Raw genomic sequence first — 16829 nt, 5'->3', positions numbered from 1 at the left:
TGTCGACGCTCTTCGAATTTCGGCCGGTGGCGCTCTTCGAAAATCAGGCCACTTGATGGTTGTCTAGTCTGCCGTGTTGTCTGTCCGCATGGACGGGAGTGTGTCGATTTCGGTGTTGCGGAGTCGGTAGCTGTTGCCTTTCAAGGTCAGGACGTCGGCGTGGTGGACGATGCGGTCGATCATCGCGGCGGCGACGACGTGGTCGGAGAACACGTCTCCCCAGCGGGAGAACGGCAGATTGCTGGTCAGGATCAGCGAGGCGTGTTCGTAACGGCTGGAAACCAATTGGAAGAACAGGTTCGCCGCGTCCTGCGCGAACGGGATGTAGCCGACCTCGTCGACGATCAAAAGCCCGTAGCGGCGCAGCTTGGCCAACTCCGCGGCCAGCCGGCCCTGCTGGTGGGCGGTCTGCAGGCGGGTGACCCATTCGACCGCGGTGGCGAACAGGACCCGGTGGCCGTGGTGGGCGGCAGCGATGCCCAGCCCGATCGCCAGGTGGGTTTTGCCGGTGCCGGGTGGGCCGAGTAGCACCACATTCTGAGCTTTGGTGATGAACTGGGCGGTGCTCAGGTGGGCGATGGTGTCGCGTTTGAGGGCGGGCTGGTGATCGAAGTTGAACTCCTCGATCGCCTTGCGAGCAGGGAATCCCGCTGCGCGGATGCGGATTTCGGCTCCGGAAGACTCTCGGGAAGAAACCTCACGCGACAGGACCGCGGCGAGGTATTCCTCGTGTGTCCAGCCGGCGTCGCGGGCTTGGTCGGCCAGGCGGGCGGCGCTGTCGCGGATGCGGGGCGCCTTCAAAGCGTTGGCGTAGTACTCGATCTGCTTGGCGGTGTCGCGGGGCGCAGCCATCACGCGACCGTCTCGCTGTTGAAGTCGACCCCGAAACGGGCGTCGTAGTCGGCGAGGTTGCGCACCAATCCACCGTCATCACTATCTGTTCGGGATCGCTTGTGTCCGAATGCTTCTCGCAACCGGGCTGCGGTCTCGACATGAGCGGGATCGGTGATAGTCAACGCTTTCGACCACGCTCTGCGGTGAGCTGCGACGAGCAGTCCGTCGCAGCGGGCGGTGACGGTGTCCAGATCGGCATGAACGTCGATCATCCGGCCGATCACGGTCGGGTCGATCGAGTAGTCGTTGCCCAGAACCCGCAGATAGTAGTCCCGCGGCAACCGGGCCCGGTTGGTGAACCCGACCGCCGGGCTGATCGGCGGCAACGCTGTCATCGCCGCCCGGTCGGTGCCGATCAACTCGGCTGGGCTGGCCGCGATGCGCCGGACGTGTCGAGCGTTCGCGATCGGCAGCCACTCGGCGAGCTGGGTGTTGAAATCGGTTGGTGAACCGAATGACCGGCCCGGCAGGAACGAGGTTTCCAGATAGCCGTTGACACGTTCGACGATGCCCTTCGATTCCGGGTCGAACGGTTTGCACTGGATGACGCGGGTGGCCAGCATCCCGGTGAACGCGGCCACCCCAGCCGCCAGATGACCGCCCTTGCCGATACCGGATTCGTTGTCCCACAACAGTCTTCGCGGCACCTTGCCCAACTGGCCAGACAGCAGCGACCACATCCCGGCCAGCAGATCCGCCGTCGTTCGGGTCGGGATCATCATCGCGGTGATGAACCGTGAGAACGATGCCACGATCACCAGCACCGGCGGAGTTCCGATCTGCCCGGCGCCCAACGGAATCGGTGTCGGCGGGAACCACAGATCACACTGCGCTTGATCACCAGGCCGATACTCGAGCCGATCGGCTGGATCCTTCGGCGCGTACTCCGGTCGCAGCTCGGCGACCTTCTTGCGGAACCACGACGGTGACCCCGACCAGCCCACCCGCTCGGCGATCACCGCGGCCGGCATCACCGGGAACTCCGCCAACAACGCCCGCACCAGCGGCTCGAACTCATCGAACGCCGAGGGACCCGACACCCGCTGATACCGCGGAGGCGAGTCCGACTTGATCGCCCGCGAAACCGTGTCCCGCGAGATCCCCAACCTGGTCGCGATCGCCCGCATCGACAGGCCCTCGCTCGCATGGAGATACCTGATCTGCGCCCAATCCTGCACTGAGATCACCCTTCCGATCGTGGATGGGTGGCCTACTTTTCAAAGAGCGCTAGTGGCCGGACTTTCGAAGAGCGCTGACAGCAGCAGAACGCAACTCGACCAGTACCGGTCCGCTGACCGCCTCTAGCGGTTCGGTCGCAAAGCCATGAGCCGAACCACGCCGACGGAAGAACCCCGCCACCCTACGACTGATCCCCTGGTTCGAAGATAGTGTTTCGAAGTAATTCTGCGATTTCCTCGATATCGGTGTCCTCGGAGAACTTCAGTCTGAGCTGACCGCGCGGCCCCGTCGCCTCAACCGTGATCGGCCCGACGTCTCGTCCTCGTCGCTTGAACAACGAATGGATCCTCCTCGCCACATCCGCCATCGTTTGCGGTGCTTGCAACAGCGCGAGAGTCGTTGTAGCGCCGGTCAAAACATCAGCCGCGATCTGCCAACTACTGCGACGTGCCTCGACCCGCTCCACCCCCTCCAGATCGGCTATCGCCTCGGCCAGCTCCTGCGGCACCGTCACACGAATTACAGCCATGCGCCCCTCACTGCATCATGAATCTCAAACGCCCCGAACAGCTCCAGTATCGACACACAACGCGCGGGCACCACCAAATCGACAAACTCGCCACCATGACACGCCGGTCAGATCCAGGAAACCATCTCTCACGTCCGAACACGGATAAGTGAGCAAGCTCGCGTCTCCCAGGCACTGCGGTCTTCCCGGGCTTGTCCGGATTCTGGCGATGTTGTCGAACGTCGCCACTGCTGCACATCGACGAATCCGACGTCGTCAGTTGCCAATTCGGCGATTCGCCCATCCAGGGCGTGGCGTAGCTCGACCACCATCTCTGACAGCGAGCCAGGGATTCGAACTCTGCTACAGCGCTTCATGATTCGCCTGGTCAATAGCCTGAGCCAACTCGCCGCTAGTGAGCGCGACGACTGACAGCACGAGCCCTGCTGGTGCTGTCATCGCATCGTGGACGGTCGGCTCGTCCACCCTTGATCGCTGGACTCAGGCGAGCAGTTTCGACTTCTGCGCTTCGAACTCGTCAGGTGTGAGGACTCCGGCGTCTCTGAGCTGAGCGAGCTTCATGAGCTCATCGGCAACTGAACTCGGTGCAACGGCCTGTGAGCTTGGCTGCGCGACGGGCGCTTGCGACTGTGCGCCACTGCCGAAGTCTCGATGCGCGCGGAACCAGGCCTCGATCTTCTGAGCAGTACCGTAATTGATCGCGACTTCGGCAAGCGTTGTGCCTGAGCCTTGCACAGTCAGTACCTGCTGCATGCCCGAGGCCTTCAGCCGCTTCTTGTCGTCGCGCGTCACCTTTCGAACCGCGAAGCCCGTCACGTCTCGCACGCGAACTCTGAACGCGGACAGAAACTTTCCGGTCTGGCGATACTCGACAGTCCCGTCAGGATGCTCGATCAAGCTCCCGTTCCCGATGCCCAGGCCGTGCGAGATCGGCTTGTCCGACATGCCAACGCGTCCCTTCATGCTCGTCAATCCCTGCGCTGAACAACATTAGGCACGCGACAGTGCGTCACGTTGCGGTTTACCCGAAGCACGGCCCGCAAGATCGCTGTCCGTGGCCATGAGAGCTGGGCAACGCATCGAAGAAACGGGCTAACGCCTCTGAGGCTGCAACTCAGTTGTCAGACGCACTCAATGCGGCGTAGTCGCCTGTGGCGAGTTGCGGAGCGCACATCCGCGGAGCGTGCAGTGTGCGAGCCTCTGTCGCAAGCGAGTTCGGTACGTCGGTCGCTTACCATCGTGCTTCGCACCCACGCCGATGGTCGTTTAGTGTGTCGATTCTTCACACGCCGTCGCGGCTGGTAAGTTTTGTGCACCACCGCCCGTGTTGGGGTTTGGGCGATGGTTCGGGAAATGACCTGCACGACAATCGGCCCTGGATGGTTGGCAAGTGCATCTTGAGAAGTACTCCGTGCGCGGGTTTCGTTCGCTCGCCGACGTCACGGACATTCCGATCGGCAGTCCGACGATCCTCGCCGGTCCGAACGACGGCGGAAAGTCCGCAGCGCTCAACGCGCTAGCCTTCCTCCTCAACTCGCACGCCTTGACCGAGGACGACCGGTCCTACCTCTCCGGCGAGTCCGGTGGCCGCTGTCCGATCACCGAAGTGGTCGGGGATTTCCGTCTGGACACCTGGGAACAGGAGAAGTTCGATCTACCCGCTAGGGCGCGGCTGCGGCGCTGTGCCGTAGCGGATCTCGCGCCCCGCTACGAGATGTGGGGACCAGTGCCCGACGATGAAGAGTTGCGGGATCTCAGCGGAAAGTTGGTACCCGAACTCAAGACTCTGGCAAGCAAATTCGGGAACCAGTCGGCGGCAAAGCTGACCAAACCGAAGCTGTTGGAGTGGTTGGTCGAGTACGGACGAGAGCATTCCAGTGGCGAAGGCTGGAGCGGAATTCCACCCGCGTTGACGGACCGAATTCCGCGCATCGCGGAATTCCAAGGTCACTCCGCGGACCCCGAGGCAGCGATCCGTTCCGTGCTGGCAGTCCGGTTCAAGAGCTACGTGGCCGAGGAAGACGTCCAGGGGCGTATCCGCGAGCTGGAGACCGACGCCTGCGAGCGGATGACCATCGAGGCAAAGCCGTTAGCGGACCACATTCTAGAGCGCTGCGGTGACATCGCCACAGTCACAGTCGAACCCGATGTGAGCTTCACACCGACCCTGCGCTCGACCGCTCTGCGCTTGGAGCGAGCGTCCGGCGAGCAGGTGCGGTTGGACCACTCCGGGCGCGGCAGCGCTCGCCGTATCTCGATGGCAGTATGGGAGGGAACCAGCGAGCTGCTGACTGAACCTGCTGGCGAAGAGGATCCGGAGGCCGAGCCTCAGGTACAGGTCATTGTTGCCTACGACGAACCCGACACGCATCTGGACTATCATTTCCAGCGCGAGGTCATGGGAATTATCCGTCGGCAGGGGATGGCAAAGCACGTCAGCGTTGTCGTCGCCACGCACTCCATGAACCTCATCGATGGTGTGGATATCCGCGACGTCGTGCTGCTCAAGTTGGACGACACCCGCCGAACGGTGATGCAGCGCTTGGGCAGTGCGGAACACGCCGAGTTCGACCGCCACCTCGGTGCGATCGCCGCCGCGGTCGGCCTTCGCAATTCCGTTCTGCTTCATGAGCGTTGCTTTCTCGCGGTTGAAGGCGAGACCGAGCAGTTGGTGATCCCGATCCTGTTCAACCTGTCCGAGGATATGTCGTTGCAGGCCGCGGGGATCGCGTTGTGGGCCTGCGGCGGCAACGACGGCGCATTGCAACTCGCCAGCTACCTTCACAAGCATGGGCGCAATGTGATGCTGATGATCGACGCGGACAGTGAGAGGAAGAGCCGGATCTTCAGCCAGAACAACCTCGCCAGGCACTTCGGCCAGGACAAGGACAACGTCTCCAGAATGTTGGGCCAGAGGTCGCGCGTCGATGAATTGGAAGAACTGTTCGACGACGAAACTTGGGCACGGACCGCGAATGATGCTTGGCCGCGGGCCGGCGACTGGACGCCGGAGCATTTCGCCGCTCACCGTGGGCAGAAGAAGTTCAGCGCCGGAGTCGAGCGCATGCTGAAGGAGCACAGCGACCAGCACCCGTCGGGCAAGCCTGCGATGCTGTGGGAGGTAGCCGTCCGACTCGATCGCCCTGAGGACGTACCGAGGGAACTCCGGGACGCCTTCGCTGACCTGCGAGCGTTAGCTGGCTAACAAATCCTCCACCGATCGCTTGGGTCGAGCCCGCCGCTCCAGCATCCGCTTCTTGCGTTGCGCAGCGGTGGGCTCGACCCACGTATGCCATTTGACGGTCGGCGCCCAGCGTTGGAGATGCTCTTCCCGGTCGACACCGCACCACCGACAACCATTGGGGTTGGGTGCCGTCTCATCGTCCTTGTCGTGCGTCATATCGCCCCTTCCGTCCAGATAGTTGTACCCCAGAGGTCTGACATTTAAGTGCCACTGCCTGGGCAAAAGGGCTTGGAGCCGGTGTACGACCAACACCGTTGACCGCGACATCGACCCGCTGGAGTAATGCAGACCCGGCCTCGGTAACCCTGCACCTCGGTGCTGTCCTCACCACCTTGATCCCGACCAGTTGGGCAAAGATGTTCATGGTCGTGTGTCTGTCGCTGCTGCTGACCGTCCTCCTGCGCAACGATCGCTTGCCGAATTCGGGGTTAGCGGACGGTATTTGAAACAGTGGGAACCGGACTGGCTCCGGAAGGTGATCGCCAAGATCGACGATGCTCCGGCCCGCCGGCCTTCGCCGACAGATAGCAGTACGGTTCGGCCACGGCGGCTGGATCGCCGACTCTCAGCTACCACCATCGCTGAACTTGTCGACGGCTACAGAGGCGGTGCATCCACTACCCGACTGTGCGAGCAGTACGGCTTGTCGAAGGGTGGGCTGCTGAAGATCCTCCAGGCGCATGGGGTGGAGATGCGGAACCAGCCGATGACGGAGGGAGAGATCGACTGGGCCGTAAGGCTTTACATGGAGGGCCAGTCCCTCAACGCTGTTGCACGGCAACTCAGCAAAGCAAAAGGAAGTGTGTGGAAAGCGCTGCAGGGGCGAGGAGTGGTTATGCGGCCCTCTACGAGGTGATCGACCGGGATAGAACTGGATGTGCAGGCAGGTTGCCGTGTGCTGTCGGAATGCCTACATTCGTCGGAGCCAAGCTGGCAGCTGATCGATGGAGAACGTCAGCCGCCCGTCAGGGGCATCCTCCAGAGGGGTCGCAAGGATCCAGCCATTTGGTAGATGGATGCGTAAATCATAGTACGACACACCTCCAACGGCGTGAAGGGCACGCTGCCGCACGCTCGCAAAGTCGATTGTCACGTCGTTCGTCGCGCCGAGGGTCGGCCGAATGATTACCTCGGGAACCAGGCCGTCTTTCGCGGTCACGCCATACAGGTCCTTGCCATGATGAGCCACGAGCTGATCGAGCAGCCACCTCACGGAGTCCTCTTGCCGCGGTGCCAACTTGCCTGTAATAACTGCTTGCGCGACCCCATCTGCGATTCGACAGAATGCCACTTGCTCATCGGCAGTCATTGGCAACGCTGGAGGATCTCTTGGGTCAGAGGTTGCGGTCATTGTGCCGGTCGTACGATCGACCTCAAGGCAGCGATGAACCAGCGAATGTCTCAACGCGGTGGTTGCAACGTAGCTCATCATCACCCTATTCCACACATCAGGCATCGTGCTTAAGGGCGCCAGCGGCGACACATTTCCGTCAGTGGCCTGCTGTGTCTTGAACTCGATTCGATAGCGGTTCTTCGCTGCGGGACCCTGGTTCAGGCTCAGTTCAACAAGCAGATCGAGTACTTTCCACGCCGCACCGAAGATCATCGCTCTAACGACTCGTAGATCGACGCCATCGCTGCCGTCGTAAGACTGAGTTCCGTCGTTGACGAGCACCCGCACTCGCGCGGGAGGAACATGAACGTTCGCGCTTGTCGTTCCGCCGTCACCCAACTCGATAATGCTGCGTCCATCGACTTTTGGAAAAAACGAAGCCGTATGCTCCAGAACATATCGTTCGTACGCGGTCTCATCCTCGAACTCGGCGATACTCGTCGGCATCTGCGGTTCCTCTCGTCAAGACAATCGGAGCATAGACTGGATACTCTCAGTCACGTCGTCGAGCTAGGGCTCAATCCTACGCACCATCGTATAAGGCTGGTCACACAACGGAGCGCCAATGCTAATGCGTGACGTGGTTGCCCGGTCCGAACATAGTGGTTGCTAATCTAGTAGAGATTCAATATCAGGTGTCATTTCCGGAGCGGCTTGCTTCCACGCTTGAAATCCAATCACCAGACCGGCCGCAGTCAATTGAAAATTATTAGCCCTCGAAGCATCATACTGATCCAGAATGAGAGAAAGACCGGAATTCAATTCCTTGATGCGTTCTCTTATAATTTCGGGCAGCCAAGCCAGTTTTTGATACAAGTCTCTGACCGAATTTCCCGCCCAGCTATTGATAACGTTTACAAGATCGGCACTTTCGTCCCGGACAACGAACTTGTTAATCGCAGCGTCTGTGAACCGGTAGCCCGCGTTCTCTGACGCTGTGATCGATTCGTAGTATTTCGGGTCACATCCGCGCAGTTCACGATCGGCCAAATCGTGAGAAAATGAATCGTAACAGATACTCGGATACTTGGAGGCGATCTGCCGATACGCTGGCTCACCGAGTAGCTGAAAGCCGACACCACACGCACTCATGTGATCGTATTCGATGGGGTTAATTGGTATTTTTCCATAGAATGGATTCAGTCGCGTATCGAGGCATTCAACCAACTCTTCTAGCGTAGAAACTCGCGGAGCTCGGTATTGCATTATCGAGATGACAGCTAAGGCGCGCGTCTGTGATGCCGAGATATATGGCGCGCATCTCAGCGCTTGCCTGAAGATCACTTTTCGAGAGGACTGTTCTTCCCCCTCGGTAGCGGCGAGCTTCACAAGAAGGTCGGACAACAGATCTCCGAGCGAACGATCGCCGGTCTCCGCGTAGCCTTTTTGAGCATCATACACCGCCGACAGCACGCCCGGATCTTTAAAGCCATCAAGGTTGCCGAACCCACTAATAAGCTTGTCGATGAGGAGGTCGATAAAATCACGAGCACGACCGTCAGCAATCTTCCTCGCCGCTCCAGCGAGAACTAGCATGTTCTCGCGAAATGTTTGCATGGCTATCTCTTTGGCCTGCTCACGTGCAACCTCGCCCAAGTTCACCACGACGGAGCCAGCGCCCTGGATCTGGAGGGCCCCATCGCGAGCTTGTTGGTGTTGGTTAGTCATTATTGCGGCCAACCAAGATGGGCCTGATTCAAATAATAGTCAAGGTCGGGGCCGTTCGCGATCGCGTGTCCTTGTGGGTCGGTGAGATACGCTGAGGATTGTCCAATAGTGAATGCGCGTTGCCTGGTCGCTGGGGATGCGCTGGCGGATGGACACAGCCGATGAGCGAGGATGATCCGTTCAAAGACTTCGGCATCACCTGACCACCGCCGCACCCGGATCGGGCACGCTGTGCTCCAAATTCAGATATTCCGGACCGCCAGCGGGATTCATGAGCGGTTGGGCGTCAGAGTTGCTGGAGTCTGGCCTTGGCTTCGGCGTATTCGCCGGCAAGGCGATCCACCACATGGGCGGTGGGGGTTACCGCGGTGGTGGTGGCGATGCCCTGGCCGGAGCCCCAAATGTCGCGCCAGGGTTTGGCTTCGGTGGTCTGCGAGTTGTCGGTGCCGAAGTCCATGGCCGACGGGCCGCGGTCACCCAGATTGTCGGGATCGAGGCCCACCGCCGTGATGCTGGGACGGAGGTAGTTGCCGTGGACGCCGGTGAAGCGGCTGGAGTAGATGATGTCCGCGGCAGTGGAGTCGACGATCATCTGCTTGTAATCCGGTGCGGCATTGGCTTCTTCAGTGGCGATGAAGGCCGAGCCGATGTAGGCGAGGTCCGCGCCCGCGGCTTGCGCGGCGAGAACGGAACGGCCGTGGCCGATGGCGCCCGAGAGCAGCAGTGGACCGTCGAACCAGGCGCGGATTTCTTGAATGAGAGCGAAGGGAGATTGGGCTCCGGCGTGGCCGCCCGCGCCCGCTGCTACCGCGATCAGACCGTCTGCGCCGCGCTCGACGGCCTTGTGTGCGAAGACATTATTGATGACGTCATGCAGCACGATGCCACCGTAGGAGTGCACGGCCTCATTGACATCGGCCCGCGCACCGAGCGAGGTGATGACGATCGGCACCTGGAATTCGACGACAGTGGCCAGGTCTTCCTCGAGCCGCTCATTGCTCTTGTGCACAATGAGATTCACGGCATACGGGGCCGAGGGCTGATCCGGATTGTCGGCATCGTGCTTGGCGAGTTCCTCATTGATACGCACCAGCCACTCACGGAACTGCGACTGCGGCCGTGCATTCAGCGACGGGAACGAGCCCACGATTCCGGCCCGCGACTGCGCGATGACCAACTCCGGACCGGAGACGAGGAACATGGGTGACGCGACTGCGGGCAGGCGCAGGCGTTCGGACAGGATGGGCGGCAGGCTCATTGGTGCGGTTCCTTCGGTGAGTCGTAAACGTAGCAAAGCTTGGTGCTGCCACCCGAGGATTTCCTCGAGGCCAGCAGCCCAGAGCCACAGGCCCAGTAGTAGTCAGCCACGAGCGTTCTTGCCCGTACTTCCTCCAGCGATGTTCTGAAGCTCCTGCAGGCCAGCGCGTCCGCCTTGCAGGCAGTCCGCGTGCCCTTCACCGCCAGGCAAAAAAATACTTTGCGGCGAAGTCGATCACCGCGTACGTCCGCCAGATCCCACCACCGGGCTGAAATCGATCTGCCGATCTCACTCAACGTGAGGAGATGCGTCTCTGCCAGGCAAGCAGGATCGGCATTCCGGCGTTTTCGAGCACGACCGCCGCCACCGAGACGGGGTGCGGTCGCCCGCGTTGTTGCCATGACCTCAGGCGGGCCAGACCGCCGATGAACACGGTTGTCAGCGCGAAAGTAAGGGCCGGCGATCGCTCGACGCGTGATAGCTGGGACCAGATGACCGGCCCCACCGCGAACTTGAACACATTGGCATATCGGAGAGCGCTATCCAGTGTCGGCGCCACGTCCGGCGAACCGCCTGGCACTCCTCGAGGACCACGAATGATCTCGCCCAAGGCGCTGGTCACGGGTATCGCCGCCAGCGCCGCTAGTGTCCACTGCAATCTTCGCCGACTGCGACTACCACCGGGTTTGGACGCGAGCTGCGCTGGCGTGTCGTTCATTCGAATGTCCTTCCATCAGCGTTGCTCGAGGATGAGCACAGGGATCTCGCGGTCAGTCCAACTCTGGTACGAGTCGAAGTCGGTGTAGGCCGCTACGAGTCGTGGCCACAGCCGCGCTCGCTCTCGCGGGTCGGCTTCGATCGCACTCACCGCGCGGCGAGCGCCGCCGATCTCGATATGGGTGTCAGGATGTGCCAGCAGGTTGTAGTACCACTGCGGGTTCTCAGGCGATCCAGCGGCCGACGCGACGACGATGATGTTGGGGCCGTCGGTGATGTAGAACAGCGGTGTCGCGAAGGTCTTGCCGGACTTACGCCCACGGTGTTCGAGCAGCAGGGTCGGTACCGGCTTGCCGAATGCGGCACCGACGCGCAATTGGGCACCGATCCGCCCGCGGGTGCGGCGATAGATCCACACGTGCACCCTGCTGGCATACCGCGTGATCTTCGGTAGCAGCGGAGAATCCAACCAGCTGGGGCGTTTCGGCGTTGTCATGTAGCTCAGCTCCTCCTGGAACGTAATCGCGCGCTGCGTCGAGCCGCCACCGGCCGCGCGGCGTTTGGCTTGTCGTCGTCGTTGATGTTGGTGTGTCCAAATGCCTTCATGTCTTTCACTTTCATCAGAGATTCGGCTGGAGCCACCGGATGCGGCTCGGCCATGAAGTGCCGAGCTCTGGTGCAGACCCACACAACTGTAACTTCGTTATAGACGCGTGTGCAAGGCGTTGCCCGAGCGGTCGATCCGCGGCCGACCAAGAGGACTCGATCGCAATAAGCGACAGAGTGGGTGAAACCGGCGAATCAGCCCAATTCCTGTTCACCCGTCCAGGCCGCCTCCTGTCACAGCACGCGGTCCAAGGGGATCGACAGCAAACTGTCTTTCGGCATCGTGGACTCCTGGTCGGGGGTGTGCGTTCCGCACGACCTGCCATCCCAGTCAGGGGACGAGCACCAACCGCACGGGATCACCGGTCTTCTTCTCGAGGGCCTGGACGGCCATGGCGGCGTCGGTCAAGGCGAAGTGCCCGCTGATGGAATCCGAGAAGTCGAGGCGACCGAGAGCGATGAGGTCGATGAGGTCGATGAGGTCGGGGATCGCGTCCGGGCCGTTGGCAAAGTGTCCGCGGATCTGCTGGCGCATGATGACCATGAGGGCAGGCACGTCGAGCACGAATGGCCGCATGTTCACACCGACGAAGATCGCGCGACCGCGCGGTGCGGCGGCCCGGAGCAGCTGGGCCTCTACCAGGGAGCTTCCGACGAAGTCGAAGGCCACGTCGACGCCACGGCCGCCGGTCAAGCTCCTGATCCGCTCCACCGGATCCTCTGTCGTCGGATCGATGACGAAGTCGGCCCCGAGGCGCAGCGCGCGCTCCCTGGCCTCCTCTCGCGGGTCGACCCCGATGATCGGGGCGGCCCCAATAAAGCGCAACAGCTGGATCGCATGTGTGCCAACACCGCCGACACCCCAGGCCGCGACAGCTTCCCCCGGCCTGACCTGAGCGGTCTGGGTGATCGCCGCCCACGGTGTCGAGATCGCGTCGGGGACGATCGAAGCGATGCCGAAAGGCAGGGAGTCCGGAATCCAGACCAGGGTGGAGGCGGGCGTGACGACGTACTCGGCCCACCCTCCGTCGAAGTCGACGCCGATCGTGAACTCGCCGTCCGGCCGCTGGTGCAGGACGGAGATCGCAACCCGATCACCCTGAGACCACCCGGTGACGTCGGGGCCGGGGAGATCGACCTCGCCGGCGATCTCGTGCCCAAGGGTCAGGTCCCCCGACTGCAGGTGCAGCGCCGTGGATCAGGTGCAGGTCCGTAAGGCAGACCCCGGCAGAACGAACCCGCACTCGGACCCAGCCCGGCGGAGGCGTCGGGACGGGCACCTCCGTGACTGCGAAGTCGCGGGTGTCGAGGTTCAATCGTGCGGCAAGCATGGGTTCGTGGACCTTCCTCGTGAAGCTGACGGTGTCGGTCGGGAGGCCGCCGGCTACGACGTCTTGATGTCAAGCTTCGACCCGACCCACGTCGCTATCTGGGTGATCGCCGCGTCGACCTCCGGGACCCGGCCGGTGCCGTAGACGTAGGAGTGCTGTCCGCCGGCGACTGCCAGCGATGCGGTGTCGACACCGGCGTCCTCGACGCGCTGCGCGAACTCCTCGTCCTCGCCTTCGAGGACCTCGTAGGTCCCCCAGGACACGAAGGTGGGAGGCGGTAGCCCGAAGGGGACAGCGCACGACACCAACACTCACGCAAGAACACCGATCGGTTTACATTGCGCGCTAGGCGGCGTACCGTCGCCAAGAAGTACACCAAACGGTATACATCGGCGATCAATGGCGCATTGGTCACCGGGCCCGACCAGCCTCACCAGTTGACATACGACGACGAGAGACGAGAACACATGCCTTCTGTATTGATTACCGGTGCCAGCAGGGGGATCGGTCTGGCGATCACCGAGCACATGAGCGGACGAGGTTGGGACGTGTATGCCACCGCTCGATCCGATGCCGCCCTAGAAAGCCTCGATCACTTACCCAATGTGCACGCGATCCCCCTCGACATCACCGACAGGTCCGGCATCGCCGCGCTTCCCGATCGACTCCCCACTGAACTGAACGGCGTTGTCAACAATGCCGGCATCATCGTGAACGGGCCGGTGGAGGGGTTGCGCCTCGATGAGTTGTCACGGCAACTCGAGGTCAATGTGACGGCCCAGATCGGAGTGACGCAGGCGGTGCTGCCGAAAATACGTGAAGCAGGTGGACGGGTGGTGTTCATGTCATCGGTCAGTGGGTTGATCACGACACCAGGTAGCGGCGCCTACAGCGCATCGAAGTATGCAGTCGAGTCCTTGGCCGATGCACTCCGAATGGAGCTGCGCCCGTGGCGGATCCCTGTCTCGCTCATCGAGCCCGGGCCCACCCGTACCGACATGTGGGGTGGCATGCTCGACGAGCACGACCGAATGACCGCGCAACTGACCGACGAGCATCGCGAACTATACACATCACACCTTGCTGGGACTCGGAAGCTGTTGGGCCGCATGCAAAAATTCGCGGGCGATCCCCAGAAGGTCGTGAAGGCCGTCGACCACGCACTGACATCGAAGCGCCCCAAGCGTCGTTACCTGTGCGACAACGCCAGTCGGGCACAGAAATTCGTTGTCGCGATAACGTCCACAGCCGTCAACGACGCGGTCTTATCAGCAGCCACCACTTCGAAGTGAGTCCTTGTCGGTCGCTCGGAACCGGCCCAGCAACCAACTCGCCGCGGGTCCGCTGACAAACGAGTTCGCAGCTGGTACGACTGCTCTCAGCTCACTTCACCGGCCTCATGCGAAAAGCGGGGCCGGGGATGCTCTCAATGTCTTCCGCCTGGACCGAGTGGCCGTGTTCGCAACGAATCTGGACGTCGACGTGCGCGCCGCATGCGCGGTGTCGCGCCAGTACGGCCGGGCCCTCCGGGTCGGCGCGGTAACGGTCACCCCACTGCAGGAGCCCCATCACAGCCGGCGCCAGATCCATCCCCTTCGGGGTGATCACGTACTTCGGGCGGCTCCGCGAGCCGGGCTCCTTGTAGGTCTCGGTCGCTAAGATCCCTTCCTCCACGAGCATCCGAAGCCGCGCCGCGAGGAGGTTGCGAGGACAGCCGAGCACGTGCTCGAAGTCGCTGAACCGGGACGAGCCGTACATGACCTCACGGAGGATCAGGATCGTCCACTTCTCACCAACGATCTCGAGGGTCCGCGCGATCGAGCAGTTCGACATGTCCCGGTCGAGGTGGGGGTCCATGCCGACGCCCTGAAGAGTTTGGGTCCACGCATCCATAGCGTGATTCTATCCGAGTCTGAGTTTACTTTTCTATACTCAGCTAGTAGGGTCGCGACCAGCACATCAACCTGGCTGCATACGAGAAGTCGGCGTGGCAGCGACCCGCGAAGGAGCGTCACCATGGGAGTAAGCCCAGAGGCACAGCAGTTCGCGCAGTTCCTTGCGAGCGTGAGCGCCAAGTCGTCGACACCGGGCCTCGACCTGGCCGTCGTCCGCGACATCGTCGAGACGAACCACCGGGCGTCGACCGAACCGGAAGGCGTCACCTACGCCGAAGTGGACGCGAACGGCGTCCCCGCCCTCTGGGCCATCCCCGAGGGCGCCGACCCCGACCGGGCGCTGCTCCACTTCCACTTCGGCGGATCCGTCACCGCCTCGATGCACTCCGACCGCAAGGCCGCCGGCCACATCGCCAAGGCGGCCGGCGCCCGCTCCCTCGTCGTGGATTTCCGCCTGGCGCCCGAACACCCCCACCCGGCGCAGCTCGACGATGCCGAGACGGCCTACCGATGGCTGCTGTCCCAGGGCTACGAGCCGCGGAACATCGGCAGCACGGGCCATTCGATCGGCGGCACCCTCGCGGTCATGCTGCCCCTCCGCCTCCTCGCGCAGGGCGAGGCCACCCCCGGTGCGATCGTCAGCGTCTCGCCGTGGGCCGACCTCACCCTCCGGAACGCGGCGGTGGACGGCAACGAGGCAACGGACAAGATGCTCAGCAGAAATACCCTCGAGTTATTCAGAGGAGCCTGGCTGCAGGACCCCGCAGTAGATTTCACCGACCCCGAGATCAGCCTCGTGAACGCCGATCTGACCGGTCTGCCGCCCACGATCGTCCACTACGGCGAGTACGAGACCCTCGCCGACGACGGCGCCCAGCTCGCCCGCCGACTCGTGGACTTCAAAGTCACTTCCGAAGTCCACGCCATGTCCGAAGGACAGCACTCCTTCATCTTGGGAGCGGGACGCGTACCCGAGGTGGACCAGGCCATCCAGCAGATGGGCCAGTGGCTCCGCCGGCACCTCGGCGCATAAGCAGAAGAACGGCTCCACCAATCACATCGACCGCCAAGAAACCATCAAGAAGATCACGCAGGAGGCTGCCTGACATGAAGGCATTCGTAGTCGAGAAGTACGGCAAGGACGGCGCACGCGCCGCAAAGGTACCCGAGCCCACCGTCGGAGACCGCGACGTCCTGGTCAGAGTGAGCGCCACCAGTATCAACCCGCTGGACAAAATGGTCCGCAACGGGGAGTTCAAGCAGCTCCTGAAGTACAAGCGTCCGTTCGTGCTCGGCCACGATGTAGCCGGCGTCGTAACGCGCATCGGCTCCGCCGTACGCGGCCTGAAAGTCGGCGACGAGGTCTACGCCCGTCCACGCGACCTGCGGATCGGAGGCTTCGCGGAGTTCATCGCGATCGACCAGGACGACGTCGCGCCGAAGCCGGCCTCGCTCACCCTCCAAGAGGCAGCCGCGGTGCCGCTGGTGGCCTTGGCCGCCTGGCAGATTCTCGTCGAGCGTGCCCACGTGAAGCCAGGTCAGAAGGTGCTGATCCACGCCGGTGCCGGTGGCCTCGGGTCGACGGTCGTCCAGCTCGCCAAGTACCTCGGCGCCACGGTAGCGACAACAACGGACACCGACACCGAGCAGTTGGTCAGGAGCCTCGGCGCCGACATCGTCGTCGACTACACCAAGGAAGATTTCTCGAAGGTACTCTCCGGCTACGACCTGGTGCTGGACTCCCTGGGCGGGGCGAACCTCGAAAAGTCGCTGACAGTGCTGAAGCCTGGCGGCCTGGCCATCGGTGTCGTCGGCCCGCCGGACGACGGGTTCGCCAAGCAGCTCGGCGCCCCAACGTTCATCGGTTTGGCCATGAACTTGCTCAGTCGCAAGGTCCGCAAGCAGGCCAAGGCGCTGGGCGTGCGCTACCAGTTCTTCTTCATGCAGGCCAACGGCTCCCAGCTGCGCAAGATCGGCGCCCTATACGACAATGGTCAGCTCCGCCCGGTCATCGACAGGACATTCCCGTTCGACCAGACGCTCGAGGCGATGGCGTACGTCGAGCAGGGCCGCACCAAAGCCGGCAAGGTCGTAGTCTCGATGGAATGACGGGAT

Annotated in this window: 17 protein-coding genes; 5 read left to right on the top strand and 12 right to left on the bottom strand. The window is 62.3% G+C overall.

Going from position 1 to position 16829, the window contains the following annotated elements:
• Positions 1-63 precede the first annotated feature (63 nt).
• From istB to ON44_RS40550, 4 genes are all read right to left on the bottom strand, one after another.
• On the bottom strand, positions 64-852 hold the full coding sequence (gene istB, locus ON44_RS40565) for an IS21-like element helper ATPase IstB (protein ID WP_040700142.1): 789 nt from the start codon (positions 850-852) through the stop codon (positions 64-66).
• Positions 852-2072, bottom strand: coding sequence for an IS21 family transposase (gene istA, locus ON44_RS40560; protein WP_083898471.1), 1221 nt, complete (start codon positions 2070-2072; stop codon positions 852-854). Before istA ends, istB begins: the two co-directional genes overlap by 1 nt.
• A gap of 182 nt (positions 2073-2254) precedes the next feature.
• Positions 2255-2587, bottom strand: coding sequence for a hypothetical protein (locus tag ON44_RS40555; protein WP_157187560.1), 333 nt, complete (start codon positions 2585-2587; stop codon positions 2255-2257).
• A 495-nt stretch (positions 2588-3082) separates the two neighbouring features.
• Positions 3083-3565: an SHOCT domain-containing protein gene (locus tag ON44_RS40550; protein ID WP_083898470.1), complete on the bottom strand. Its 483-nt coding sequence runs from the start codon at positions 3563-3565 to the stop codon at positions 3083-3085.
• Positions 3566-4328: 763 nt separating this feature from the next.
• On the opposite strand from ON44_RS40550, the gene ON44_RS40545 reads away from it, so the two are divergent.
• Entirely contained in the window at positions 4329-5807 is a 1479-nt protein-coding gene (locus ON44_RS40545; protein WP_245567525.1) for an ATP-dependent nuclease, read from the top strand.
• Between the two features lie 293 nt (positions 5808-6100).
• Positions 6101-6292: a hypothetical protein gene (locus tag ON44_RS40535; protein WP_040700136.1), complete on the top strand. Its 192-nt coding sequence runs from the start codon at positions 6101-6103 to the stop codon at positions 6290-6292.
• 464 nt (positions 6293-6756) lie between these two features.
• Here the strand turns inward: ON44_RS40535 and ON44_RS40525 are convergent, their stop codons facing one another.
• The 7 genes from ON44_RS40525 to ON44_RS40495 form a co-directional block, all read right to left on the bottom strand.
• Positions 6757-7686 (bottom strand): hypothetical protein, encoded by a 930-nt coding sequence (locus tag ON44_RS40525; protein ID WP_040700135.1) that lies wholly within the window; start codon positions 7684-7686, stop codon positions 6757-6759.
• 162 nt (positions 7687-7848) lie between these two features.
• Positions 7849-8907: an LPO_1073/Vpar_1526 family protein gene (locus ON44_RS40520; RefSeq protein ID WP_040700134.1), complete on the bottom strand. Its 1059-nt coding sequence runs from the start codon at positions 8905-8907 to the stop codon at positions 7849-7851.
• 286 nt (positions 8908-9193) lie between these two features.
• Positions 9194-10165, bottom strand: coding sequence for an NAD(P)H-dependent flavin oxidoreductase (locus ON44_RS40515; protein WP_040700133.1), 972 nt, complete (start codon positions 10163-10165; stop codon positions 9194-9196).
• A 292-nt stretch (positions 10166-10457) separates the two neighbouring features.
• Positions 10458-10883, bottom strand: coding sequence for a DUF4345 domain-containing protein (locus tag ON44_RS40510; protein ID WP_083898469.1), 426 nt, complete (start codon positions 10881-10883; stop codon positions 10458-10460).
• Positions 10884-10898: 15 nt separating this feature from the next.
• On the bottom strand, positions 10899-11378 hold the full coding sequence (locus tag ON44_RS40505) for a nitroreductase family deazaflavin-dependent oxidoreductase (protein ID WP_040700131.1): 480 nt from the start codon (positions 11376-11378) through the stop codon (positions 10899-10901).
• A gap of 441 nt (positions 11379-11819) precedes the next feature.
• The gene (locus ON44_RS54495) at positions 11820-12638 is read right to left on the bottom strand and encodes a zinc-binding dehydrogenase (protein WP_506333361.1); all 819 of its coding nucleotides are present in this window, start codon (positions 12636-12638) and stop codon (positions 11820-11822) included.
• A 234-nt stretch (positions 12639-12872) separates the two neighbouring features.
• The gene (locus ON44_RS40495; RefSeq protein WP_169338156.1) at positions 12873-13124 is read right to left on the bottom strand and encodes an alpha/beta hydrolase; all 252 of its coding nucleotides are present in this window, start codon (positions 13122-13124) and stop codon (positions 12873-12875) included.
• A gap of 162 nt (positions 13125-13286) precedes the next feature.
• Between ON44_RS40495 and ON44_RS40490 the strand changes: the two genes are divergently transcribed.
• Entirely contained in the window at positions 13287-14111 is an 825-nt protein-coding gene (locus ON44_RS40490) for an SDR family oxidoreductase (protein WP_040700156.1), read from the top strand.
• A gap of 91 nt (positions 14112-14202) precedes the next feature.
• Here ON44_RS40490 and ON44_RS40485 read toward each other — a convergent pair whose 3' ends face one another.
• Entirely contained in the window at positions 14203-14712 is a 510-nt protein-coding gene (locus tag ON44_RS40485) for a winged helix-turn-helix transcriptional regulator (protein ID WP_218007758.1), read from the bottom strand.
• Positions 14713-14883: 171 nt separating this feature from the next.
• Here ON44_RS40485 and ON44_RS40480 point away from each other — a divergent pair, with 171 nt between their 5' ends.
• Both ON44_RS40480 and ON44_RS40475 read left to right on the top strand, forming a co-directional pair.
• Positions 14884-15747 carry an alpha/beta hydrolase gene (locus ON44_RS40480; RefSeq protein WP_218007757.1) on the top strand — a complete coding sequence of 288 codons (864 nt, stop codon included), beginning with the start codon at positions 14884-14886 and terminating at the stop codon, positions 15745-15747.
• 74 nt (positions 15748-15821) lie between these two features.
• Entirely contained in the window at positions 15822-16823 is a 1002-nt protein-coding gene (locus ON44_RS40475) for an NADP-dependent oxidoreductase (RefSeq protein WP_040700128.1), read from the top strand.
• The last annotated feature ends 6 nt before the right edge of the window (positions 16824-16829 follow it).

It is taken from the genome of Nocardia vinacea NBRC 16497, from assembly GCF_000308835.1.
Classification (GTDB): domain Bacteria; phylum Actinomycetota; class Actinomycetes; order Mycobacteriales; family Mycobacteriaceae; genus Nocardia; species Nocardia vinacea.
The sequence above is the reverse complement of the archived record's forward strand: the minus strand, read 5'-3'. Positions and strand labels throughout refer to the sequence as shown.